The following is a 24,196-nucleotide window of genomic DNA, read 5'->3' as shown; positions in this document are numbered from 1 at the left end:
ACTATGCAAACACTCACTTATCAAATTAATCATCTCCCGGATCTAGAGAAAACGGAGTACCATGCGCGCTACGGTGATGATCCTGCCTCTCGATTATTTGAGATGCAAGATAATTTTCTCTACACTATTTACACCGTTGCCAAACAGTATCCCCTCACATGCAGCTTAGTGTATTTTTACGATCCTACTGAAATCAATCAAGATAGGAAACTGCAAATTTTTATCCGTTTGATTTTTGATGAATCACTAGATGGAGATGCACTCTCGCAAGTAGAGAAAGTTTTTGGGGCTTCTTTTTGGAAAGACTTTTATGGCATTCAAGCCTCCCACGATCTATCCTCTTTAGACTTAGATTGGGTTCAATTTATCAGTTTTGGAATTAAGCAAGAAGAAAAGTTGCTTCCAACTGTCAAGCGAGATAATAGTCCATCACACTACTACCTGATTCAACCCTTTGAACCTCATGAGTCAGTAGATCGAGTGGGTTTTCTATCTAAATTAGAAACTTACGGGGGTAAGGCGATCACAGAAATCATTTTTCAGCCAACCTCCTTAAGTAGTGGGGAACAATCAGCACTAGACAACTTACTGAGGGTGCTTGGAGATCAAACATCATACGAAGTCAGCACTTCAGAAATTTCTGGAAAAGTCAGAGAAAAACCTGTAGATCCTGTAGCAGAACGCACACTCCGACAATTTGAAGATTTGCGTGAAGCAATTGCGAGTCAGCCCCTGTACGAAGTCTCAATTAGAGTTCTTGCTGAAAATCGTTTTAGTGCTAGCTTGTTACTCAACGAGTTCTGGATTGAGTCTAGCGAGAAGCCATTATACCGAGAAGTAAGTATAGGTTCAGAAAGTATTCAGCTAGCTCAAGCGATCGCAGCTTTTCGAGAGGGCAGGTTATTTTCGGAAGCGGTTTGGGCGCAATATTGGGATATCCATCCTGAAAACAGCCCACTGCTCAAGTTAAAACGACTGCATCGATTGTTTACTGTTGAGGAGTTGGGTGCTTGTTTTAGAGTCGTTGTTCCCGATCCAGTTGTGGTGTTTAGCGGCATCCCCAAGGAGACGGATTTGAAATCGGCTCAGACTAAAGATTCTATCCTGTTAGGGTGGCAATCGGGCAAATCCCAGAATCAGGCATTAGTCCCGCTGAAAAGTTTGAACAAGCATGTTTTTATCTGTGGTGTACCAGGTTCCGGTAAGACAACTGCTGTTTTAAATCTTTTGTTCCAGTTATGGACAGAACACGGTATACCATTTTTGGTGATTGAGCCGGCTAAAACGGAATATCGCTCAATGCTGAACTGTCGATATGATGAGTTGACGCTCAATTGCGATAGCGATTCCACAACACAGTCTTATATCCAAGCTCGAAATGTTCCAGTGGCGATCGCCAAAATGCAGGAGGACATCAAAGTCTATAGCTTGGGAAATGAAAGGGTTTGCCCTTTTAGGTTTAACCCCTTTGCATTCTATGGCACGACGACTTTAGACGAGCATATCTCCACCTTAGAAGCTTGTTTCAAGGCGGCAATGCCCTTGTTTGGTCCTTTGCCCGCTTTGTTGGCAGAAGCAATTGAGCAAATCTATGCCCAGATGGGTTGGCAGCCTCAAGACACGGCTGAGTATGGGATTAAGCGAGGGCGTGAATTTCCAACCATGCAGGAACTGTATGAGGGAGTGACTGCAATTTTGGAGACAAAGCAGTATTCATCAGATGTTGCAGGGGATATCAAAACTGCATTGGAAGTTAGGATTGGAGGCTTGTTGAGGCGTAGTGTTGGCAGTATGTTGAACACGCGGACTTCAACTCCCGATATTGCAAACTTGTTATCGCAACCCGTCATCTTGGAAATGGACTCGCTCAATGAAGAACAAGCCAACCTGATGACGATGTTTGTTTTAGCCACATTACGACAATATGCACGAGTTACGCGCAAGTCCGGAAGTTCGTTGAAGCATGTTGTCGTGATTGAAGAAGCTCATAATATAGTTGGCACCGACGCTCAAGCCAATAACGAGGAAGGTGCTTCCAGCCCGAAAGCAGAAGCAACTAAATATGTTGTGCGAATGCTGGCAGAAATGCGGGCTTTAGGGCAGGGTATCATTATTGCGGATCAACTTCCTAGTGCGGTGTCTCCAGAAGTTATCAAAAACACAAACGTTAAGCTGGCTCACCGAACAGTTTCAGGGGATGATCGGGAAATTTTGCAACAGTCTATGTTGCTCACAAGTACTCAGTCAGAGGAACTTGCACGCGCCAACCCTGGTGATGCTTACCTTTTTATGGAAGGAACTTATAAGCCTGTTCGGATTAAGGAGCCAAACACCAAGTTGATTTACGGGATAGAGGAACCACCTTCTAACGAGGAGCTTGTGGAGTGCATCCAAAATCGGGAGTTTTATCAGCAGGCGATCGCAACGAAGGCTTCGCTTTACCAACAAAAAGTTACTGACTCGCGCGAGTCAGTCAAGCTTCAGTTGGCAACGCTAATTCACAGCAGTACGGAGTCTATTAAGGCAGGTAATGACTTGCTCAATGTACCGTTGTCTGGGCAAGAAGATTTGGAGAAACTAAATTTTCTGGTTAGCAGCTTGCAGGAGTTTGCACAGGGGATTGCTGACTTAGTCATCTCATCACAAACCGAAGTTGATCGGCTCTGGAATACGACTAGACAGCAGGGAATTTTTGATGCTTTGCAAGCAGATGGTGAGGTTCAAGAAGTTGAGGAAAAATTGGTTCACTGTCAGCGATCGCTCACCGAACTGCGATCGCGTTGCGAAGGCAGATTACATGAGGTTAGAAAGCGAATAAGTTATCTGAATCACCGTTTACAGTTTCAACAGAGTTTTGTTAATGCAAAAGAGCGTTTTGAACAATATCTTAAAAAAGCTGATGAAGTGATTGCTCAGATTGAGAAAGTGGAACCTACTGAGAGTGTTCAGTTAGCGTATCAAGGAGTGCAAGAAGCACGAGAAGAATTTGACAGTGAGGTACATAGGTTCGATCAGTTAGATTCTGAGGAAAATCTTGAGTTAGCTAATCAATTGAACGATGAGCTTGCAAGGATGGCAAATCAAATTAGCGAAATTGAACAGAGGATTCATTTGAACTACAGAGCAAAGTATTCTTCATCTTGAGGAAGACGCTTAATAAGCATAAGTGTTTGACAAATTCGCTCAACCAAAGGAAATATCAATATGGCTGCTAAAGGTAAAAAAGAAATTAAACAAGAACTTGATAAGAAGAAACAAGAAGGTGATACCGCTAGTAAAAAGGCATTGGAGTTAGCTAAGTTAGCCGAAAAAACAAAGGCTGTGCTGGAGGGAATGCAAGGAGAAGCAACTGCGGAAGCTGCTGCAAGCATGGAGGGGGCTGCTGCTGCTTTTCAAGCAAAAATTGATGCACGCTATGTCGAAGCTGAGAAGCAATCTGAGAAAATTGATACGGAGTTGAAAAATAATCAGCAAAAGTTCAGCGAAGGTGTAAAAGCTGACCAAGCTGATGTACAGAAGCTCAATAATCTTAAGGCTGAGGCACAAAAAGCACGGGTAAGTGCTGAAAATATTAAGAAAGCTGAGAAAGCTAAAACAGATGAGATTAAGTTTCTGAACACTGAATCTCAGGCTATAGAGAAGTCTCAGCAAGAAATGCAAAAGAATATTAATGAGGCAAAGCAAAAAAGGCAGAGTGCTCAATTTACCTATCAATCAAAAAACACTCTAGGTTCTTGAAAACGCTAATCAACTAATACTTTTGTCCTCAGGATATAATCATGACTTCTAAGAAACGTAAGGAGATTGCTCAAGAAGTAAAGAGCCTAGAAACTAAAGGGCTAGATGCTAACCAGAAAGCTATTGAACTTGCAAAGCTTGCTGAAAAAACTCAGCAAACATTCAATAGCTTAGATCGTGGAGTGACTACAGAGCTTATCCAGGAACAGAATCAGTCTGCTAGGGAAACTCAACAAGCTGTCAGTGCAAAACATGACTTAGAAATTGGTAAAATAGAGGAAGTCTATGATGAACTCGAACAAACGAAGGATAATTTATCTAAAGCTACTTCTAGTAATGTTTCAGATATAAATAAGCTTCAAAATCTCCAAAAAAAATCAGAATCAGTTGGGATTGATAGTTCTCACATTTCTCAAGCTGAACAAGAGAAGAATAAAGAAAATAACTTGTTATCTCAATTAGAGCAGAGTATAGATGGTACTCAAGCTCAACTCAGGCAACAATTAGATCAATCCAAAAAGAGAAGACTAAATGCTCAGGATAGTTACAGAAATAAAGACTTAGGTGGTACTGACAAAAAAACTGAATCAACTCCATTAGATGCTGAATATAATAAAAATCTCAATGATGTTGTAACAGAGAACAGTCAAGATGAAAATCCAGCAAAACAGAATATTTATCTAGCAGGAGTTGACATTGAAAAATTAACCGAGCAATTTAATGACATAAAAGATTCTGTTTACTCTTTTTTTGAGAAGATAGTAGCTTTAGCTACAGTAGGAACCTCTCTATTTGTGACGGTGGTCACTAACCGAAAGGTGAGTCAGTTGATGGATAAAGCAGCTGATATTTCAATATCTGCTACCGAATTCGTTGATGATTTTATGAATGCCGTAGAAGTAAGTAACCGCACAATAGGAGCAGAGTCTTTTCCTTTACCAGAGGATTCTCTCCCCAAACAGGTTAAGGAACTTAGCGATAAACAGAGGGATGTTCATCAGCTAAGTGATGAGGCTCAAGATTTAGTGGAAATAGAGGACGATAAGAGAGATGGGCAAGATGATAGACGAAAGAAGAAAAAATCTAAAAAATCCTGATTTTTCCTAATTCATTTACTATTTATATTTTTCTATAATGTCGATAACAAAGGATTATATGCTATTTGAAATTTTCTTTAACAAATACTATAAGCAAATCAGCCTGTCGCTGTTACCCGAGTATAAAAAAACTTTGGGTAAAATTTATATCAAAGATATCCAAAAAACGTTACAAAAAATACAAGACTATAATAATCAGGCGGCTTTTGAACATTTAACCCATATTCAAGAAAGTTTTGAAAATCGGTATCAGTTAACGTTCAAACCGATATCTTTCTCGGAAGAATTAGTTAGGAAGAAAATTAGAGCAGAAGTTGAACCGGAATGGTCAAGCTTCTTCAAAACTGTATTAGTGCTTATTGACAATCATGATTTTTATAAAGCTATTGAGAGTATATTTCAGCGTAACTTTGATGGTATTGTGAAAGCAACAGAAGTTCTAGCTAGAGATTCATGGTTGATTGTAGATGTTCAAAAGTTTTGTTCTGAAGCTGAGAACGTGGGAAAAGCAAAAGAAAAACTCGTCCAAAATTTGCGCTTTCTTTCACAAGAATCTGCATCCAATTTATTTGAGTCCTACTACTCCAAAATTCGTTCCCTACAAAGCGATATAGAAAACTACTCATATCAAACACTTCAAGAGCTTCGTCAAGCGAAAGAAGTTTTATCTTTTCAGGTCGAAAAACTTCTTTATGAAGAACAGAATATTCAGTCTAAGTATGAACAATTCTTTCTATATTATCGTCTACGTATAGCAAAGCAAGTCGATCCAGTTTGCGATCAGCTTCGACTATTCAGTTTTAGATCCCAGAAGTTTCGTTCAGAATTTCTAGAAGCTCTCATCGGGCTAGAGCATAGCCACCCTGAAGATTTGGCTTCTACTAAAGAACTCTTAGATAACCAGTTTGAAAGCTTACTCCAAGAACTCAAACAGATGCTCGCAGTTGAGCAAGCGAATGAAAAGTCCCGCGCTGCAATTAAACATTTAGGAGAACACAGCAAGTTTAGCTTTTTTCAGGAGGTTGCAGAAGAAGCGCAACAGTCTGCATTAAGTGCGATCGGTAGCACTGTGCGAGATATAGCAGTTTTCCCTGTTATGGTTGAGAGGATAGATAAAGTTGAAAAAGACTTTCGTAATCAGATCAATACATTACTAGAAACTGAGCGTAGATACCTCAAAATAAGAAAAGATACTTTAAGTAGTGTCAGTTCAAACCTAAAATTTTCTATTGGCTTTTTGAATTTAGACTCAGAGCGTCTTGACGAAATCTTTCTTCCAAACAGTTCTTATCGACTACTGACTGCACAACTCAATAGCTATGACGTTGAAGCTAGCAAAGCTACCTTAAGCCAACTAACCGCCGATGGAACACTTCTAAGTATTGGCGATTTAGGTAATCCTAAACGAGAACCTATCAATGTTTCAACAGAGATTATTTTGAGCAAACTCGCTGAAGTACTAGCTCAAAAATCTAAAGAACTGGGAGTTTGTGATTTGGTTGGCTTTATACCAGTTATGTTTGACGAACAGGAAAGAATAGATGTCCCCAGTATTTTGTTCTTCTGTCGTAAACCACAAGAAACAAGACCAGAATTAACTGGATTATTGGAGGTGCGTCAACAAGGAAAACTTCTTTACATCAGAAAGCTATCCTGTATTCTCCCATTACCATCACGGGTTCTTAATGAGTTACTAGAAACCTACAAAGCAGCTTTTCGAGCAAACTCCCGCAATGTTACGCAGTTAATAGCAGATGATTTCCTAGCGAACAAACTTAAGGTAGATTTCCAGGGGCAAATGGCACAAGCTATGACACAGGCAAAGCAGAAACTCAAGTCAGGATACCTTGATGATTTAAAGCAGGAAATAATCAACTTAGCTGCTAATAACGCCATAGAAACTAATAGCTTTCTTAAGACCATAGATAACTTAATTATTGAAGCACTAGATTCTCTTGTTCACGGAGAAGTCGATAAGCCTAATATCTGGTAAACCAAAATTTTCAACTTTTTAATATTACTTGAGGAAAACTATGAGTTACGTAATTGGAATCGATCTAGGAACTACTTATTCTGCAATGGCGTATATCAACGCCGATGGTAAGAGCGAAATTATCCCCAATGCTGAAGGAGAGCGGATCACTCCCTCGGTTCTATTATTTGAAGACGATAGTGTTGTTGTTGGCAGTTATGCAAAGAATGTCGCCGTCTCTGAAGGAGAACGGGTTGTACAGTTTATCAAGCGTCGGATGGGCACCGACTATCGAATTCGCCAAAATGGTCGAGACTATAGCCCTGAAGATATCTCAGCCTTGATCCTAAAAAAGCTTAAGCAAGATGCTGAAGTCTTCCTAAATACCACCATTCGTGATGTTGTCATCACTGTGCCGGCTTATTTTGATGACAAGCGGCGTGTTGCAACCAAAACCGCTGGAGAAATTGCAGGTTTGAATGTTCTGGGCATCATCAACGAACCCACTGCTGCCGCTTTAGAGTTTTCAGCCAGTCGTGAAGTTCACAATAAAACTATCCTTGTCTACGACTTGGGCGGTGGTACCTTTGACATCACAATCATGAAAGTCAATGGTAAAGACGTCAATGTGATTGCTTCTGGTGGAGATCACGAATTGGGCGGGAAAGATATAGACGATTGTTTAATCGCATTTTTCCAACAAGAGTTTCGTAAAGCAACGGGCTTCGATCCACTGACATCTCTGGCAGGTGAACAAGAACTTCGCAGCAAAGCAGAGGAAACTAAGCGGAAGCTTTCTTCCAGCCCTAATGCTAGAGTCTCCCTCAATGTTGAAGGACGACAAGCAGCGTTCAAAATTACTCAACCTCAGTTTGAAGAACTGATTGATGAATTGGTTCTTCGGACTGAAATGAACGTAGAACTTGTTTTAGATGAAGCTGAACTCAGCACTCGTAAGATTGATGATGTCTTGCTTGTGGGAGGTTCTTCGCGGATTCCGTTAGTAGCAAAAATGCTGACCCGGTTATTTGGAAAAGAGCCTCTGCGATCAGTAAACCCTGACGAGGTTGTTGCCCAGGGAGCAGCAATTCTTGCAAATAGTCTGGCAATTGAAGCAGGCGAAGTTCCACAAACTCCTAACACACTATTACCTAACATCTCTGATGTCTGTGCCCATAGCCTGGGAGTAGTAAGTCTCAACGACTTTGGAGTACCTGAAAACTCAATAATTATTCCAAAAAACAGTAAAATCCCTTGCCAACAATCCCAGGTTTACGGGACTGTTCGAGATAAGCAAGATGCAGTAGATATTGAGATTCTTCAGGGTGATGCCCAAGATCCACAAGACTGTGTACAATTAGGAATTGCACGAATGGAAAATTTACCACCTTCTCTCGCGGGTTCTCCCGTTGAGGTTACGTTTGCATACGATGCTAATGGGATTCTTCATGTAAAAGGGGTTTTCTTGAATACGGGACAAAGTATCTCGACCAACATTGAAGTTCAAGGAGTAATATCACCTGAAGCTGCGCGACGCAGTAGACAGGAACTACAATCTATTAGCGTAGAGTAATACGATTGCTCCGGAAATCACAACACGTGCGCCAAATTTGATTCTACAAGCCAATTAACAATTTGAAACCTCGCTCAAAAAGCCTTTAAAATCATCCCCATCACAAAACCAACAATCAACCCAGAAGTATGTCCAACGAAGCTAATCTGTGGAGTTGTCAGGTCAAAGATGCTTTGCAAAACAATTATTGCTAAAATTCCTCGCAAATTTCTAGCAGCAAGGCGCGTCTTTTTCCTTAGCCACTCGTGTAACAGCACAGCAGTAAAACCACCAACAAGACCCATCACACATCCTGATGCACCAACTACAAAATCAGATTGAGAATATCCCAGAACTGACATATAAGTCACAGCCAGCATAGAGCCAATTGCACTAGCAAAATATAACAGGAAAAATTGGGGTGACCCGAGGGCAAATTCCATCAAGCGACCAAATAAATAAAGACCTAACATATTTAGTAATAGGTGCAAGAACCCGAAGTGAAGAAACGTGGCTGTTAACAAGCGCCACCAATCTCCTTTAACAACTTCTTGTGGTACTAATGCACCTAAACGATATAAGTTATTTAGGTTGGTGCTACCTCCCAGTTTCACCTCTAGGGCAAAAGCAAGTAGATTTAAAGTTAGAATAAAATATGTAGCGATCGCAAAACGTGGCTTGAAGCTAGCTCTAGCGCTGTATGTTGTTTCAGACTCTATTTCTGTAGTAATTTTAAATAAAATCTCTCGTGATTTTTCAGTAAGTAATGTGTCAGCGACAACCACAGGACTAGATAAACGTCTTGCTACTGCGTTACGAATGCAAACATTGTTACTATCAGCAAGACTCAAAAATTGCTCGACAGCTATAACTTCTCTTCCAGCGGCTTGATCAACTGTTGCTAGCCAAAATAGTTTGATGGTGTTGGAATAGTCCGATAGTGAACCACTCAATAATCTCGCGACATATTCTGTTTTACCGCAGAAGGCTAGCACATACATACGCGCTAGATTTTGTGTTCTTGGGTTAAGTATTTTTTCCAGGCTTGGCTGATAGCGCTCCCAAGCTTGGAGCATACCATTCAAATCGCCAGTTTCTCCAAGGGTTCTCAGATAGCAAAGCAGCATATCGAAATCCTTGCGCAATACTGCTTCGTTTAGGCTATTCTGTATCCACAGCAGCAATTCTTCCCAACGAGCATCCATTTGGTAAAGGCTGACAGCTGCAGAACGACCAGTTGGTGTTGTAGCAGTTTGATAACGGTCTAAAATTGCAACAGCTGAAGCCCTTGCACCACGCTGACCCAAATCCAAAGCGTATAACAATTTTGGTTGCTCACGCCAACCATCCAAGGGATGCAGCCACCAAATCAGACTCGCCACTCTGCTTGCTTGACCAAAACGTTGTTGGTCAATAAGTTGGTCAACTTTCTTGTGACCAATATTAGGCAAAATAACTAAAATTGCCCACAAACATCCACCAATCAACCCACCCAGGGATGGAGTCAGATAAGACAAAAGTGCTATTATAACTAAGATTAATCCTGATACTAAAATCCAGCCACGATTATTATTAGTTCCAGATAAAGATGCGCTCATCATGGTCGAGATACATGATAGGCACACCATCCAAGTTAATATGTGATTAAGATCCATTTCATTTACAATAATCAGGAAGTACCTGGTTGTACAGTAATAACCCAATCACTACTCATTGGTTAATATTTCTGACAATTCTTTACTGTCAACAACACTGTCGGAATAATCAGGTTTAGAAGGAAGTTGCCAATTATCTAGTGCATCTTTGATCACACCAGCTACGGGTACAGCAATAAGTAATCCCAAAACTCCACCAATGTAAGTTCCTACTAGTAAAGAAATTAAAACCCAAATTGGTCTAAGTCCTGTAAAACTACCTAAAAGTCTTGGAGCGATCGCTTGGTCAATTAATTGGTCAACGACAACGGCTACAGCTAAAACCCTTGCTGCTAGCCAAAAGTCATGTGAAGCTATGATGAGAGTAACTACAGCAAGGCTAACAACATCACCGAAGGGAATTAAACTCAAAATCCCGATTCCCAAACCAAAGAGTAAAGCAAATTGAACTTGAAGAACGAGAAACACTATAGTTAGTGAAATACCCATCAGAAAAGCTAAAGCTACCTGACCAATTAAGTAATTTTGAAAATTTTTTTGAATAGACTGCCTCAACTGCTGACCAAAACTCAAAGGTAATTTTTTAAAGAAACTATCCCAAATTCTCGCACCATCTAATAGCAAATAGACAGTTAGCACCACTGTAATTAAAGCTTCTGAGATACTATCAATAGTGTCGATTGCAATAGTAAATAGTTCATCTACTAGATAGTCTAACTCATCAGGTAAGCGATTTACTATTTGAGAAAATATCTGATGAAAATTTACTTTGAAACCGAAGCTTAGTATCCAATCATTAATATTTTTTAATTTCGATTCACTAGAATCAATCCATTGAGGAAGTATTGTCACCATTTCATGAGATTGCTGTAAAATAATGGGCAATACTGTCAAACCTAAAGCAAATACAATTATTACAGTTGTTATAAAAACTAATGCCACTGCATAATTTCTTTTCACTCCCCGTTGCTGAAGAATCGAAACAGGATAATTGAGAATAAAGGCAAGTAAACCTGCTAATATAAAAGTTGTTATAAGGGGTTTAAAATATAGAATAACTCTAAACGCTAGCCACCCATTGAGAAAGACTAGCGGGAATATGAGTGTCAAAATTAACAATGGCAGTAATTTGCTCAGTGAAATATTCATATTAAATCGCCGAAAATTTTAGTTTGGCAATGCCCATTTATCATATTAAATCTAATTAATAACAAAGCACTCAACAGAAATGCTCAGACAGTAGTTTTGATACTCTTACCGTCCATAACTAACTATTCTATTATTGTTGATTCAGTTGCACAGAATCTCTTACCCAGTTCTATAAAATTCGTTTCGTTGCCCGTAATATCAAGCTTAGAACGTGGTGATGCTGGTAATGGATGCCACGTCATGCGATCGCCTCGTTAAGACTGTAATCAACCATACAAGGTTTATTTTGGACTTAACAGGCGATCGCGTAGCGCGCCCCGTTACCCAACCGCACGGAGTGCGGTTACCTCAAAGTTCGGCTTTGAGGAAGCCTGTTCTGGAAGAACAGGCGCTTGCACATAGGGGCGATCGCCCCCTTAGAAGCTGCTAAAAAGCAGACTTGATACCATCTCTAACCTTCAGGACCTGTTTCTGAAGATGGCGTAGTAGGTCTAAGTCTTTCCCGCCACGAACGTGTTGGAGGAGAAGAAGTTGAATTAGAAGGAGGAGAGTTGTTTGCAGGTTGTGTATACTGTCGTCTACGCCTTCTTGGAGGTGAATAATCAGAGTTTTCTGTTCGATAGCGCCGCCGTGAACGATACGATTGTGAGGACGACTCACTACTAGAACTTGATTCTTCACTACGAGAACGACGACTATAGCGCCTTCTTGGTGTTGAGATTTCCTGTTGTTGTTGTTGCTGCTCCTCCTGATAATAGCGTCTTCTATATCTGCGTCTTCTAGATGAACGCTCTTCACCACTATTATCATCAGAATTTACTTGTTGACTTCGTCGTCTGTATGACCTGCGAGTATATTGTTCATCAGATTGCTGGTCATCAGAGGTGATAGCGCGATTGATAATTCGCCTAGCTTTGACTGGTACTGCTTTTATCGTAGCTTTTCGACCTTCTAACTTGGGTCTTTCTGGAAACTTTTCAACCGGTATTTCCTTGACCGCTTTTTCCATAAATTCATGCCAGGTGTAAGCAGCACTCCCACTACTACCCCAAGTAGGTTTATTATTGTCATTACCTAGCCAAACTCCTGTTACCATCTGAGGAATATAGCCAATAAACCATAAGTCGCGGGCATCATCAGTGGTGCCAGTCTTGCCAGCAACCGGTCTACCTAATTGAGCCGCACGACCAGTTCCATTTAGCACAACATTACGAAGCATCCAAGTCATGATAGCAGCACTGTCTGCATCGATCGCCCGCTCTTGCTTAAAATTAGCAGACCAAATGACTTTACCTTGACGGTCAAGGATACGGGTAATACCATGAGGAGCGACATGTAACCCTTTCGTAGCGAAGGAACCATAAGCACTAGTTAACTCTAGCAAATTTACTTCAGAAGAACCCAGCGCCAAGGAATACATCGGTTTTAGTTCCGATTGAATCCCCATCCTATGAGCAAGTTGAATGGTTGGTTGAAAACCGACTTTCATCAGGATTCTCACCGCAACAATGTTGATCGATTTGGTGATTGCATCCCTCATGCTAAGCATGCCTCGGTAACCCTCATCAAAGTTTTTTGGTTCATAACCATCTACAACTAGGGGTGCATCGAGGTAGGTATCGTAAGGATCCATCCCGCTTGCTATAGCAGCTGCATAAACAAACCCTTTGAATGTTGATCCTGGTTGACGCTGTGCCTGAGTCACGCGATTAAATTGGTTTTTACCAAAGTCTTTTCCCCCAACCATTGCCTTAATTTCACCATTGCGGGGATCAACAGCAACCAAAGCCGCTTGCTTGAAGTTTTCCCAGCGCCCCTCATTTCGCAGCGTTTTTTTCACAGCTGCTTCCGCCGCCTTCTGCCAATTCAAGTTCAGACTTGTTTCCACTGTGAAACCGCCTGCTTGTAGTGCTTTGGGGGAAACATACTTAGGCAATTCTTTCTGAACGTAGCTAATAAAGTAGGGGGCTTCTTCTTGCCATCGCTTGGGTGAACTGGGTTTCAGGTGAATCGGTTCTGCAGTTGCTGTTTGTTTTTCGGCTGCTGTAATAAATCCATCTTCCAGCATCCGCTGTAGTACCAAATCTCGCCGTTGTTTTGCCTCTTGTTTATTCACTTGTGGCGAAAAGCGATTTGGGGCAGGAGGTAATGCTGCAATTATCGCCATTTCATCCAAGGTGAGTTGATCCACAGATTTACTAAAATAAACCCATGCTGCATCTGCGACACCGTAAGCACCAGAACCCAAGTAAACTAAATTCAGGTAACGTTCCAGAATTTCGTCCTTGGACAATTGCCCTTCAATTTTTTGTGATAATCGGGCTTCTTTTAACTTACGCCAGAAAGTTTTCTCTTGTTTGAGAAACAGAATTCTTGAGAGTTGTTGCGTAATTGTACTACCACCTTCGACCACGTTTTGCGATCGCAGGTTATTTAAAACTGCTCTCACAATTCCTTGGGGATCAACTCCGTTGTGTTCTTTGAACCTTCTGTCTTCTGAAGCAATAAAAGCTTTTTTAAGTTTATCTGGTATTTCTTCTATTTTTAACTGTTCTCTAGTTGCTTCACCTTGTTGTTGTATTATGCTACCATCAGCTGCTTTTATAGTCAGTGTACGTTCTCGAACAATTGCAGTCAGTTCCGCTTTATCTGGTAAACCTTGGTCTATTGCTCGAATTCCGTAGGCTATGGCAATAATTCCACTACTTATACCCAAGCCTGCCCAAAACCAGTAACGACGATAAAGGGGTTTGTGACTACCAGGAAGTTTGGAAAGTATCTGGTTCAGTAATTTGTTTTGCCTTGCGGGCTTGGTTGGTGTTGTCTGATCATTTTCATTTGTTAATCCCTTGTTCTCCTCATTTTGGTCACTAAGCGGCGAGTTTGGTTGAACCTTATCAGCTTCACTCGACTTTTCTGGTCGTTCCTTGAACCAGGAGGTAAACTTAACCACGTTAATTCCTCACTTCAAGCAGTTGCAATCTAACCACCATCCAAAGTTTTTTGATCATTGCACTACATTCGTGATAGTATATCACCCAACGAATGATTGGATATATCGTTTTTGCTAAAATTTTTGTTGTAGTTTTGTGTTTTTATTTATACAAATTTTATCTTTTCTCATTGCATCAAGCAATAGTACTGCTGAAAAAATATAAAACACAAAAACAAAACAGGCAAGCAAAATACGTTACTTAATAAAGGTTAATAGTGCGATCGCCCTTGGCAGTAAAATTGGTCATTATCCTGTGCGACAAGAAGGTTGAGAAGTCAAAGATAGGTAGGCTGTTCTGAAGTACACTTGTTGGTGGCTACTAAGTTTACCACTAACAGATACAGACAACGCTGATTTTGACATCTTCAGCAAAGCCTTAGTCTGTGTATTTTTAAAGCAAATTATTGAACTATGCCACTAGGTAGAGAATTACCCCACCTGCTCAGACAGCGCTTGTACTATAAAGGACGCAAATTTGATTTTGAGGTTAATCGCTTACGATTACCTAACAACGCAGAAGGAGAATGGGAATGCATTCGTCATCCAGGTGGCGCTTTAGCTATACCCGTCACTTCAGAAGGTAAACTGATACTTTTGCGCCAGTATCGTTTTGCAGTTCAAGGAAGAGTGTTAGAGTTTCCTGCTGGTACATTGGAACCAAACGAAGACCCCCTACAGACAATTCAGCGTGAAATACAAGAAGAAACTGGCTACCGTGCCCAAAAGTGGCAAAAACTAGGAGAATTTTTTCTCGCTCCGGGTTATTCTGATGAAATCATTTATGCTTATTTAGCACAAGATTTAGAAAAGCTGGAGAAAGCACCAACACAAGACGAAGACGAGGATTTGGAAACAGTGTTTTTCACACCAGATGAGCTAGAGAAATCTATTCTTGACGGTGAGCTACTTGATGCTAAATCAATTTCTAGCTTTTTCCTGGCTCGTCCGTTTTTGAATCAGTTGAGTTGATAATCTACTGCAGCTATATGAGTACTCCAACCAGAAGATGTTAGCATCTAGTAACGCAAGTTGCGGCTTATCTACTATAGATTGATTATTAAGTGCGATACGCGTGGGGTCAAGCCTCTAACTTATTGCCCTTCTTGGCGAGCGAAGGTAGCTTTTGCAAAACCCTCTAAACCTATCTTTGGACAACAGGAAGCGTTTTGGCGATACGCGTAGCGTCAAGCGTCTAGCTTATCGCCTGAAAAAAACAAGCCAAGCCTATCCCAATTATTCAGGCTGGGACTATTTATACCCATACATTTAGGTGTAGAACCAGATTGAGTTATTCTAGCCAAGGCTTGTTTGTTCTGTTTATTGGACTCTAATTTAATTTTTGCTCTGGGTACAGCTTTATTCCTTCTTTCCCTTCGGGGAAGACCTCCGGTCTCGCTGCGCTAACGCCAGTCCCCCAATCTCCTGCACAGACGCTACGCTAACGTGACGGAGACCGCCCCTACGGGGTTCACCAGTCACCTGCGGAGGGAAACCCTCCCGCAGTGCTGGTTCACCAAGACGGGGGCTGGTCTCACCTGTTAAGCGTTAAGACTCTCAAGAAGTGATTCTCAAAAATCTTTGGAGGATTGCTATAGGTGCTTAACTGATAACTGAAGACTATTGAAAAATTGGCGTTCCCAAATCAGTTGTAAGCAACCCCCAAATTCAATTTGGGGGCTTCAGCAGTCGCATTAATTGAAGTGATAAGCCAAGAGTTAGTACGCTTTGATATGCAGCTAATGCGTAATCCTGATATTCAAGGTAAGGAATACCAACAGGGTACTCTTGCAGGTTATGAAACCAGAGAATACCTACTAGAAAAGTGGAATAGACAGTGCGCTTACTGCGGAACAAAGGACGTTAAATTGCAAATAGAACATATTCACCCTAGGTCTAAAGGTGGCTCTAATTCAATCACAAACCTAACCCTAAGTTGTGAGAAATGTAACACCAAGAAAGGGACAAAAGATATTAGGGAGTTTCTCAAAAAAGACCCATCAAAGTTAGAGAATATTCTTAAACAAGCAAAAAAACCATTGGTAGGTGCTGCCGCAGTTAATACAACTAGGTTTGCATTGCTGGAAGTGTTAAAAGCAACTGGTTTATCAGTAGAAACTGGATCAGGAGGATTGACCAAATTCAACCGCACTCAGCAAGGTTTAGACAAAACGCATTGGCTTGATGCTGCGTGTGTGGGGAAATCTACGCCAATTCTCAATGTCAAGAATGTAAAACCCTTGCTGATCACAGCAAACGGGCACGGAACCCGTCAACTATGCCGAACTGACAAATACGGTTTTCCTAGTCGTCATTGCTCAAGAGCTAAATTTCATTTTGGTTTTCAAACTGGATATGTTGTTAAGGCAACCGTTACTTCTGGGAAAAAGGTTGGTCAATATGTTGGAAGAATTGCAACTCGTGCAACAGGCAGTTTTAACGTTGCAACTAAGACTGAGTTAATCCAAGGCGTTAATCACACGTATTGCAAACACATTCACAAAAAGGACGGTTATTCATATGCCTAATTTGGAGAATTTGAGGGTTTACCCTAAGCGTAGTCGAAGGGTTGATAAATCAAGCGTGTCGTGTTTCCTCCGTGGCTTGAAAGCGCACGGTTTCCACACTCCCGTGAGGTCAGCATGAAAAAAAGTAAAGCCTTTAACAGTGCGGGTAAACTAACTGCACTTTTATGCCTGATCACCATCTTCCTCACGCCTTTTGTGATTGTCAACGCAGGTGAACGGGCAGTATTGATGGAATTTGGAAAAGTACAAGAAACGACACTAGGAGAAGGAATTCATGTCGTTATTCCTATCGTTAATACAGTAAAAACATTGAGCGTTCGAGTTCAAAAACAAGATATTTCTGCTGAGGCTTCTTCCAAAGACTTACAGGATATTTTTGCAGATGTAGCGCTCAATTGGCATATAGTTCCAGAGGAAGTCAATCGCTTATTTCAACAAATCGGAGACGAAAAGAATGTTGTAGTTCGGATTCTTAATCCAGCAATCGAAGAAGTCCTCAAGGCAGTTATTGCAAAGTATACTGCTGAGGAATTAATTACTAAACGAGGAGAAGTCAAAACCGAAGTAGATGATGTATTAACGGCACGATTAGCAAACTATCATGTCGCAGTGGATGATGTTTCTCTTGTGCATGTTCACTTCTCTCAGAAATTTGATGAAGCAGTAGAAGCGAAACAAATTGCCGAACAAGAAGCAAAGAAGGCAGAGTTTGTAGCGCTCAAAGCATCAAAAGAAGCAGAGGCAAAAGTTAATCTTGCAAAAGGACAGGCTGAAGTACATAAATTACTAAATGAAACTCTTACCCCAGAAATTTTGCAAAATCGAGCATTAGATAAATGGGATGGCAAGTTGCCACTTATTCTTGGTGAAGGCAAGCCAAGGCTATTAAATATAAGCGAATTTTTCAAAGCTTATCAATAAATAATACAAAACTTAATTTTATAGATTGGTAGGTAGGAATAAACAAATCTACCAAAACCAAAACTAATAACGCCTGAAACCCTTACTAGTAAACGGTAGCTTACCCAGCCCGTGTTCATCACAAAGGTTGAGGCACTGTCTTGCGATACACCTGTTCGACTTTTCGGGGGGAAACCTTCCGCAAAGCCTCTGAATGACCGCAACGCGCGGGTGTAGGGGTATAGGGGGAAGAAGGACTCAAGCCCTCAACTCATATCTTGCACCTCTGCGTATCAAACCGTACAAGCTAAAAAGAGGTACGATAAAGCTACATGAATTTTATGAACTTCTCTTGCTAAATCAAGACTTATGCTTGAATACTGAGTTCCTAAAATCCATCAATTTTTCTTGGCGCAATATGTGAGTCAATTCATTGATGGGGATCCCCTACACTCTTACACCCCTAGTTTGCTGACAGTCAGATTGTCTGCCTTGATACAGAAAACACAAAACAAGACATTGTTTGATTAAAATTAATGAGACTTTTAGACATCATCTCAAAAATCAAAAATGAGAAAAATAATCTTAAATCAAATCAAATCTTAATTTTTTTAAAAAAACTACACATTATTTTATTTTCTAATACTAAAGATAGATAAAAATTCCTCCAAGGGATTGATGAAAAAAAAATTAAAAACCTGGATAAATAAAATCGAAGGTACTAAATAAGAACCTAGAAAATTAATTTTACTCTTGAGGTTAAGAAAGCATGGTTATGGGTGTAAATAAGCGTGCTGTAGGTGTGTTTTCTAATCGTCGAGATGCAGAAGGCGCACTCTATGAGTTGAGAGAATCGGGCTTCCCGATAGATAAAGTATCTGTCATCAAGCAAGATGCAGACCGCAACGATGAGATTGCGGGCACTGAAGTGCGGGAAAATATCGGTAATAAATCTGATGAAGGCGCTACAGTTGGAGCTGTTTCTGGTGGTGTGTTGGGCGGATTAACTGGTTTGTTAGTTGGTCTTGGCACATTAGCAATTCCGGGAATTGGTCCGATTATGCTTGCTGGAGCAACAGCAACAGCCCTAGCTACAACTGCAGCAGGAGCAGGTATTGGTGCTGCTGCTGGTAGTCTACTTGGTGCATTGGTTGGTTTGGGAATTCCTGAAGAAAGAGCCAGAGTTTATAACGAACGAGTAGAGCGCGGAGACTACCTGATCATCATAGATGCCACAGACGCAGAAATCGCTAAAGCAGAAGAGATTTTAAAACGGCGAGGAATTGAAGAGTTTGACGTTTACGACAGATCTGGAGTCACAAGTGGGACAGCCGAATATATCTCGCCAGCTACTGGACTCTCCTCTCCTCCACGTGGAGGTTTGGGTCATAATAAACACGCAGTTGGTTATTTCTCTCATCTGCGCGATGCCGAAGCTGCAGTTAGCGATTTGCGAACAGCAGGTTTTCCTTTAAGTCAAATTTCCCTATTTAACAGGGACTCAACCCGAAGGGAACCTTTTGCCGGAGTTGACTTGAAGGATCGTATTGACGCCACAAGGTTTAGATTTCCTGATGCTCGCACTCACTTTTACAATGAGCGCCTGAATAATGGAGATTATGTCGTCGTTATTGATGGTACAGATGATGAGATTAATCGGGCTGGCACGATTCTAAATCGGCATGGAATTGAACAATGGGAGATTCACGATCCAGTTCTCATCAGTTCTACACAGCCTGTTGGGCGCACAGCAACATTGCAAAGAACTAGACGAGCAATTGGCGTCTTTTCTCACCGCCGTGATGCAGAAGCAGCACTGACAGAACTGCGAGATGCAGGTTTTCCTTTGAATCAAGTGTCGTTGATTGCAAAAGATACAGATGGCAAGAGCAATATTGCTGGCGTCAATACAAATCTTGAAACAGGCAATAAAGCTGATGAGGGCGCAAAAGCTGGCGCAGCTACAGGCGGTGCGCTAGGCGGTTTGGGAGGCTTGTTAGTTGGTCTTGGTGCATTAGCGATTCCTGGTGTTGGTCCTATCATTGCAGGCGGTGCAGCAGCAACTGCTTTAGCTACAACACTTGCAGGCGGAGCGATTGGTGCGGCTGCTGGTGGTTTGGCAGGCGGACTCGTTGGTTTGGGAATTCCAGAAAACCGTGCGCGAGTTTACAGCGATCGCGTCAATAGAGGCGATAACTTAGTGATGGTTGATGGCACAAACGATGAAATCCACCGTGCTGAACCGATTTTGAAACGTCGAGGAATTGAAGAGTTTGATATCTTTGATGCCACCGACATAGATGGTGTTCATCACCAAGGTTATGACCGAAGTGTTCGTCGGGAAACGCCATTTGTAAATACCCCTTCTACCAATTACTCAACAGGATATGACGATAATGATCCTGCTGTGATAATTATTGACCACCGAACCGAAATGGCGTAGTCGTTAGTGGTTAGTTGTTATGGGTTAGTAATTTATGATTATTGATTCATAGTAAGTCATTGCTAAGAATTAACAACTAACTACTCTTAAATTAGAAATAATTAATCAGAGAAATAAACATGAACAAGATCACTCCTTTTTTCATCAGTTGCATTTTACTTTTCGGTGCTACTGCTTGTCAAAATCCTCCTGCCAGAACTAGCGCAGATGCACCTAATACAACAGCGGAACAAGTGACACAAGCACCATCTGCACAAGCCACAGAAGCTGCTCTGAAAGATGCTCAGAGTGAGATCCGCAAAAAACAACTCAATGCTGACATTCGTGCTCGTGAACAGCGGAATAATCAATTGAATGATGGGAGTGCGACAAAAAGAGCTGCACGTGACATTGAAAGCGAAGTTCGTTCTAAGTTAGAAGCTAATATCCCCAACGGTCATTTAACAGTTGCAGCTTCAGAAGATGGCACAGTAACAATATCTGGAACTGTAGCAAAAAAAGACCAGTTAGCTAAGATTGACACTTTGCCAAAAGAAATCAAAGGCGTTACAAAAATTGTTAATAAAGCCACAGTTGAGCAGACAAAAAGCTAAAAAATCTGATAATTCAGCTAACTCATAAAACTATTGGGATTACATAAAAGTAGGAAAACTATGCAACCCAAAGTGAATTAATAAGCTTGTTTTTTATCATGAATTATTAGTTTTCAAAAATGCGGTCAAGTAGAAGTTAAATTTTCTATTTGATCGTTTTTATAATTTTGTATGGTTTTTAGTTGCCATTAAAGAATTTTAGTGTCGAGAATAATTTTAAAAGTCTCTGTCTTTAGATAGAAGTTTTTGAGTAAGAGCACTTCTAAAGATAGTTTATTCTTGAGTACGGAAAAACATAATCTTATTATTGAACTAAATTTAACAGATTTTTAACAAGGACATCGATCATTTATGGCTAGCGAATCACCTAACAAAGCAGTAGATTCCTCAGATCGCGTTGATAACAATAATTTCGACAGAGGAATTACACCCGCTGAAACTGCTGCTCGTCTTGAAAGAGAAGGAGATCTGTTCAAAGGAACGCCTCAAGAAGAGGGAGGGAACAGTATCGACACCACCAAAGGCTACACAACTGACCAAGAAGGTTTAACAAATAACCACGCGATTGAGCCGGAAATGTACTACGAAACACCGGGTGATGCGCGACAAGTAGAAGCAGAAGATGCTGCAGAGCGTGCTGAAGACCTAGAAGAAGTCAATGAAGATAAACAAGGTGAACTCACAGCAGAGGGTGACCAACGGGGTAAAGGTCCAGGAGCTATCTAATTTTGCTGCTGGAATATTTCTTTAGTGTTCACAAGGGCTGGGTAGCGATGATTGGGGTTTTGTCCTAATTATCGCTTTCTGTTTCCTAGAGGAGAATGTTCATATTCCGCTAGAAGGTCGGCTGGCTGGTTGTAAATGGCGATAGCTTCGCTTGCCTTATGCGCAAATCCCTCAGCATGAGCGTGAGGCAGATCGCTTCACTCTGGTTGAGCATCGTCAAAGCCGGCGCAACGAAACGCAATCACATCCACACTAGCTGCGTTTGCAGACTGAATGCCGTAGGGTGTATCGCCAACGATGACTACAGAACTGGGTGATATATTAATCCTCCTTTTGAGATGAAATAGCTCTAAGATAGATGATTTTCACTTGTTGAGCATCGAAGATTCTTGTGAGAGCATCTTCAGAAATTTTGATAAAAATCATGAATCCACTCCTCGACCCTTTACTTGCTGCTAGTGCAGTAGCCCAAAAAGGTCCAATCAAGCCCCTTGGTCACCACGAGTTGCTACTGATATTGCTAGAGTTAGCTCTACTGCTTTTGGTCTCCAGAGGCTTAGGTGAGTTCATGCGTCGAATCAAGCTACCACCTGTGGTTGGTGAGTTGCTTGCAGGTGTGCTACTAGGTCCGTCAGTGTTCGGCTGGCTTCTGCCAAGTTTACAGGAGCATATTTTCCCTAAAATTCAGGCACAGTCTGATCTGCTTTCGGTCGTCTCCTGGTTAGGAGTGCTGTTTTTGCTAGTTGTCACCGGGCTGGAGACAGACCTGAATTTAATTGTTCGCAAAGGCAAAACAGCTCTAGTAATTTCTTTGGGAGGCATTGTCATTCCCTTCGCTACTGGACTGGGTTTGGGCTGGTTTCTGCCAGAGGGCTTTTTAGTTAATCCTAATCAACGTCTGATCTTCAGTCTGTTTATTGCGACTGCTATGAGTATTTCGGCAGTTCCAGTGATTGCCAAAGTGCTGATGGACTTAAAGTTGATTCGACGGGATATTGGTCAGGTTACTTTGGCAGCTGGTATGACTGATGATACCATTGGCTGGATTCTCCTGTCTGTGGTATCGGGGTTGGCAAGTAGTGGGAAATTTGATTTCCAGACGGTATTTCGGTCGGTTGGCGGAGCGGTTCTATTTTTGGGAATTGCCTTTACGATTGGGCGATCGCTCATGTCTTGGGTGTTTCGCTGGGTAGATAATTACATTGGTGGACCAACAGCTAGTTTGTCAGCTCTATTAGTACTAGCGTTAGGTGCTGCTGCCTTTACCCATACTTTAGGAATTGAAGCCGCACTGGGAGCGTTTGTTACGGGGATTTTAGCAGGGCAATCGCCGCGTTTTAGTCGGGAGGCGGGGCTGACTCTAGAACTGATTACCTCTGGGTTTTTAGCTCCTATCTTCTTTGCCACAGCCGGATTAAAGGTAGACTTACTGCAAATACTCAATCCTCAGACGTTGGGAATTGGCTTGCTCGTACTGGCAGTTGCTTGTTTCGGTAAATTCACTGGAGCCTATATCGGTTCTCGTATCGGTGGGTTGAGCCATTGGGAAGGTATTGCAATGGGTTCGGGGATGAATGCCCGTGGCGCAATGGAGATTATTGTTGCCACTATAGGGGTTTCTTTGGGCGTCCTGAATCCGCAGATGTATTCAATTATTGTCATGGTGGCAATTGTAACTTCGTTGATGGCTCCTCCCTTGTTGCGTTGGTCATTGTCCAAAGTGTCAATGAGTGATGAAGAAGTTCAGCGCTTGGAGCAAGAACAACTAGCAAGCCGCAGCTTTATCAAGCGCATTCGCCGAGTACTCATGCCCACCCAAGGAGGACCGAACGTTAAGTTAGCGGCTCAGTTAGTGAGTCATTTAGCACACCAAAATCCCGTAGAAGTGACGATTCTGTTTGCCAAAAGTGATAAAAAAGCCAAGACGAAATCAGCTAATGCGGTAAAAGATACTACCGCAGAAACTGCCATTGCTACAGTAACCGAGAAATTTCATCTACCCGCCGAGTCGCTACTGGAAACTAAGGTGGAGTCGGGAAGCAACAAAGCTGAGGTGATTCTTAAAGAAGCTTGCAAAGGGTATGACTTGATTGTTATTGGCGCAACAGAACGTCAGCGTTCCAAAGGTGCTTTATTCAATTTACTTGTTGATCGGGTAGTTCAAGAAGCTCCTTGCGCCACAATGGTAGTCAAGTCTAATTTATCCGAAGCGGAGGAAGAAACGGATCTGGCTGCTTATCATAAAATTGGTCATATTTTAGTGCCAACCAGTGGAACCGAGTATAGCCAACATGCAGTTGAGGTAGCAAGTACAATCGCCACTCAAACCGGGGCAACAGTTACATTAGTCAATGTCGTCAACCGGACTCAGCAGGAATACATTTTGTTTGAGCAGCAGACGATGAGCTCTGTAACGGATCTTGCCGAAAAGATTGTGCATGAGCAAGCTGAGGTGGGGCGGGGACTGGGGGCATCTGTCAAAACTGCAATCCTAAATGGAAGTCCAGAGTTGGAAATTCTCAAGTTTGCTCGCGTTAATGAAGTAGACTTGATTGTTATGGCTAGCAGTGTACGTACAGTTTCTGGTCGAGCCTTCTTTGGTCACCGCACCGATGCTATTCTCAACAAGGCACCTTGTCCAGTCGCGGTGATTACGCTAGCAGCTAACACGACGAGCTGTTGAGTCAGCGCTGGTACTGTAGCCGCTTTGGTGAAAATTTAGGAAAAAGACCAGCCGTCAGACTACTAGACCTCTTGCAAAAGTCACTCGCCCTTCGGGCTCAAATTCAAAGGAGGGCTAGCCCCTAAGGGGCAAAGCTCGCCGGGGGGATACTCCCCCCGGCAGACTTTG

16 protein-coding genes and 1 pseudogene are annotated in these 24,196 nt (G+C 41.7%); 13 read left to right on the top strand and 4 right to left on the bottom strand.

Features of this window, described 5'->3' with window-relative positions; all coding sequences use genetic code 11:
- Positions 1 to 3 precede the first annotated feature (3 nt).
- The 5 genes from AC5590_RS30230 to AC5590_RS30210 are packed head-to-tail and all read left to right on the top strand — an operon-like array spanning position 4 to position 8,380.
- Positions 4 to 3,144 (top strand): helicase HerA domain-containing protein, encoded by a 3,141-nt coding sequence (locus tag AC5590_RS30230; protein ID WP_169266978.1) that lies wholly within the window; start codon positions 4 to 6, stop codon positions 3,142 to 3,144.
- A 60-nt stretch (positions 3,145 to 3,204) separates the two neighbouring features.
- Entirely contained in the window at positions 3,205 to 3,738 is a 534-nt protein-coding gene (locus tag AC5590_RS30225) for a hypothetical protein (protein WP_169266977.1), read from the top strand.
- A gap of 41 nt (positions 3,739 to 3,779) precedes the next feature.
- A complete protein-coding gene (locus AC5590_RS30220) occupies positions 3,780 to 4,835 on the top strand; it encodes a hypothetical protein (RefSeq protein ID WP_169266976.1) in 1,056 nt (351 codons plus the stop codon).
- Positions 4,836 to 4,893: 58 nt separating this feature from the next.
- The gene (locus AC5590_RS30215) at positions 4,894 to 6,828 is read left to right on the top strand and encodes a hypothetical protein (protein WP_169266975.1); all 1,935 of its coding nucleotides are present in this window, start codon (positions 4,894 to 4,896) and stop codon (positions 6,826 to 6,828) included.
- Between the two features lie 40 nt (positions 6,829 to 6,868).
- Complete coding sequence (locus tag AC5590_RS30210; protein WP_169266974.1) at positions 6,869 to 8,380, top strand: Hsp70 family protein; 1,512 nt, start codon at positions 6,869 to 6,871, stop codon at positions 8,378 to 8,380.
- Between the two features lie 74 nt (positions 8,381 to 8,454).
- Here the strand turns inward: AC5590_RS30210 and AC5590_RS30205 are convergent, their stop codons facing one another.
- Together AC5590_RS30205 and AC5590_RS30200 are read right to left on the bottom strand one after the other, a co-directional pair.
- Complete coding sequence (locus tag AC5590_RS30205) at positions 8,455 to 9,957, bottom strand: rhomboid family intramembrane serine protease (RefSeq protein WP_498824182.1); 1,503 nt, start codon at positions 9,955 to 9,957, stop codon at positions 8,455 to 8,457.
- A gap of 108 nt (positions 9,958 to 10,065) precedes the next feature.
- Positions 10,066 to 11,163, bottom strand: a complete 1,098-nt coding sequence (locus AC5590_RS30200; protein ID WP_169266972.1) for an AI-2E family transporter — start codon at positions 11,161 to 11,163, stop codon at positions 10,066 to 10,068.
- Positions 11,164 to 11,380: 217 nt separating this feature from the next.
- Between AC5590_RS30200 and AC5590_RS30195 the strand changes: the two genes are divergently transcribed.
- Positions 11,381 to 11,593, top strand: a complete 213-nt coding sequence (locus AC5590_RS30195; protein ID WP_169266971.1) for a hypothetical protein — start codon at positions 11,381 to 11,383, stop codon at positions 11,591 to 11,593.
- Between the two features lie 21 nt (positions 11,594 to 11,614).
- On the opposite strand, the gene AC5590_RS30190 is transcribed toward AC5590_RS30195, so the two are convergent.
- Entirely contained in the window at positions 11,615 to 14,116 is a 2,502-nt protein-coding gene (locus AC5590_RS30190; protein WP_169266970.1) for a PBP1A family penicillin-binding protein, read from the bottom strand.
- A gap of 453 nt (positions 14,117 to 14,569) precedes the next feature.
- Between AC5590_RS30190 and AC5590_RS30185 the strand changes: the two genes are divergently transcribed.
- The 6 genes and pseudogenes from AC5590_RS30185 (at position 14,570) to AC5590_RS30160 (ending at position 21,345) form a co-directional block, all read left to right on the top strand.
- The gene (locus AC5590_RS30185) at positions 14,570 to 15,127 is read left to right on the top strand and encodes an NUDIX hydrolase (protein ID WP_169266969.1); all 558 of its coding nucleotides are present in this window, start codon (positions 14,570 to 14,572) and stop codon (positions 15,125 to 15,127) included.
- Between the two features lie 716 nt (positions 15,128 to 15,843).
- Positions 15,844 to 16,683, top strand: a pseudogene (gene iscB / locus AC5590_RS30180) (RNA-guided endonuclease IscB); the annotation flags it as partial.
- 114 nt (positions 16,684 to 16,797) lie between these two features.
- The gene (locus AC5590_RS30175; RefSeq protein WP_169266968.1) at positions 16,798 to 17,604 is read left to right on the top strand and encodes a prohibitin family protein; all 807 of its coding nucleotides are present in this window, start codon (positions 16,798 to 16,800) and stop codon (positions 17,602 to 17,604) included.
- A gap of 748 nt (positions 17,605 to 18,352) precedes the next feature.
- Positions 18,353 to 20,026: a general stress protein gene (locus AC5590_RS30170; RefSeq protein ID WP_169266967.1), complete on the top strand. Its 1,674-nt coding sequence runs from the start codon at positions 18,353 to 18,355 to the stop codon at positions 20,024 to 20,026.
- A 119-nt stretch (positions 20,027 to 20,145) separates the two neighbouring features.
- Complete coding sequence (locus AC5590_RS30165; RefSeq protein WP_169266966.1) at positions 20,146 to 20,619, top strand: BON domain-containing protein; 474 nt, start codon at positions 20,146 to 20,148, stop codon at positions 20,617 to 20,619.
- Positions 20,620 to 20,970: 351 nt separating this feature from the next.
- The gene (locus AC5590_RS30160) at positions 20,971 to 21,345 is read left to right on the top strand and encodes a hypothetical protein (RefSeq protein ID WP_169266965.1); all 375 of its coding nucleotides are present in this window, start codon (positions 20,971 to 20,973) and stop codon (positions 21,343 to 21,345) included.
- A 197-nt stretch (positions 21,346 to 21,542) separates the two neighbouring features.
- Here the strand turns inward: AC5590_RS30160 and AC5590_RS30155 are convergent, their stop codons facing one another.
- Positions 21,543 to 21,665: a hypothetical protein gene (locus AC5590_RS30155; protein WP_348982735.1), complete on the bottom strand. Its 123-nt coding sequence runs from the start codon at positions 21,663 to 21,665 to the stop codon at positions 21,543 to 21,545.
- Positions 21,666 to 21,736: 71 nt separating this feature from the next.
- On the opposite strand from AC5590_RS30155, the gene AC5590_RS30150 reads away from it, so the two are divergent.
- Positions 21,737 to 24,028 (top strand): cation:proton antiporter domain-containing protein, encoded by a 2,292-nt coding sequence (locus AC5590_RS30150; RefSeq protein ID WP_348982734.1) that lies wholly within the window; start codon positions 21,737 to 21,739, stop codon positions 24,026 to 24,028.
- The last annotated feature ends 168 nt before the right edge of the window (positions 24,029 to 24,196 follow it).

The organism is Brasilonema octagenarum UFV-OR1 (genome assembly GCF_963888615.1).
GTDB lineage: Bacteria > Cyanobacteriota > Cyanobacteriia > Cyanobacteriales > Nostocaceae > Brasilonema > Brasilonema sennae.
This window is presented reverse-complemented; position numbering and strand designations above follow the sequence as displayed.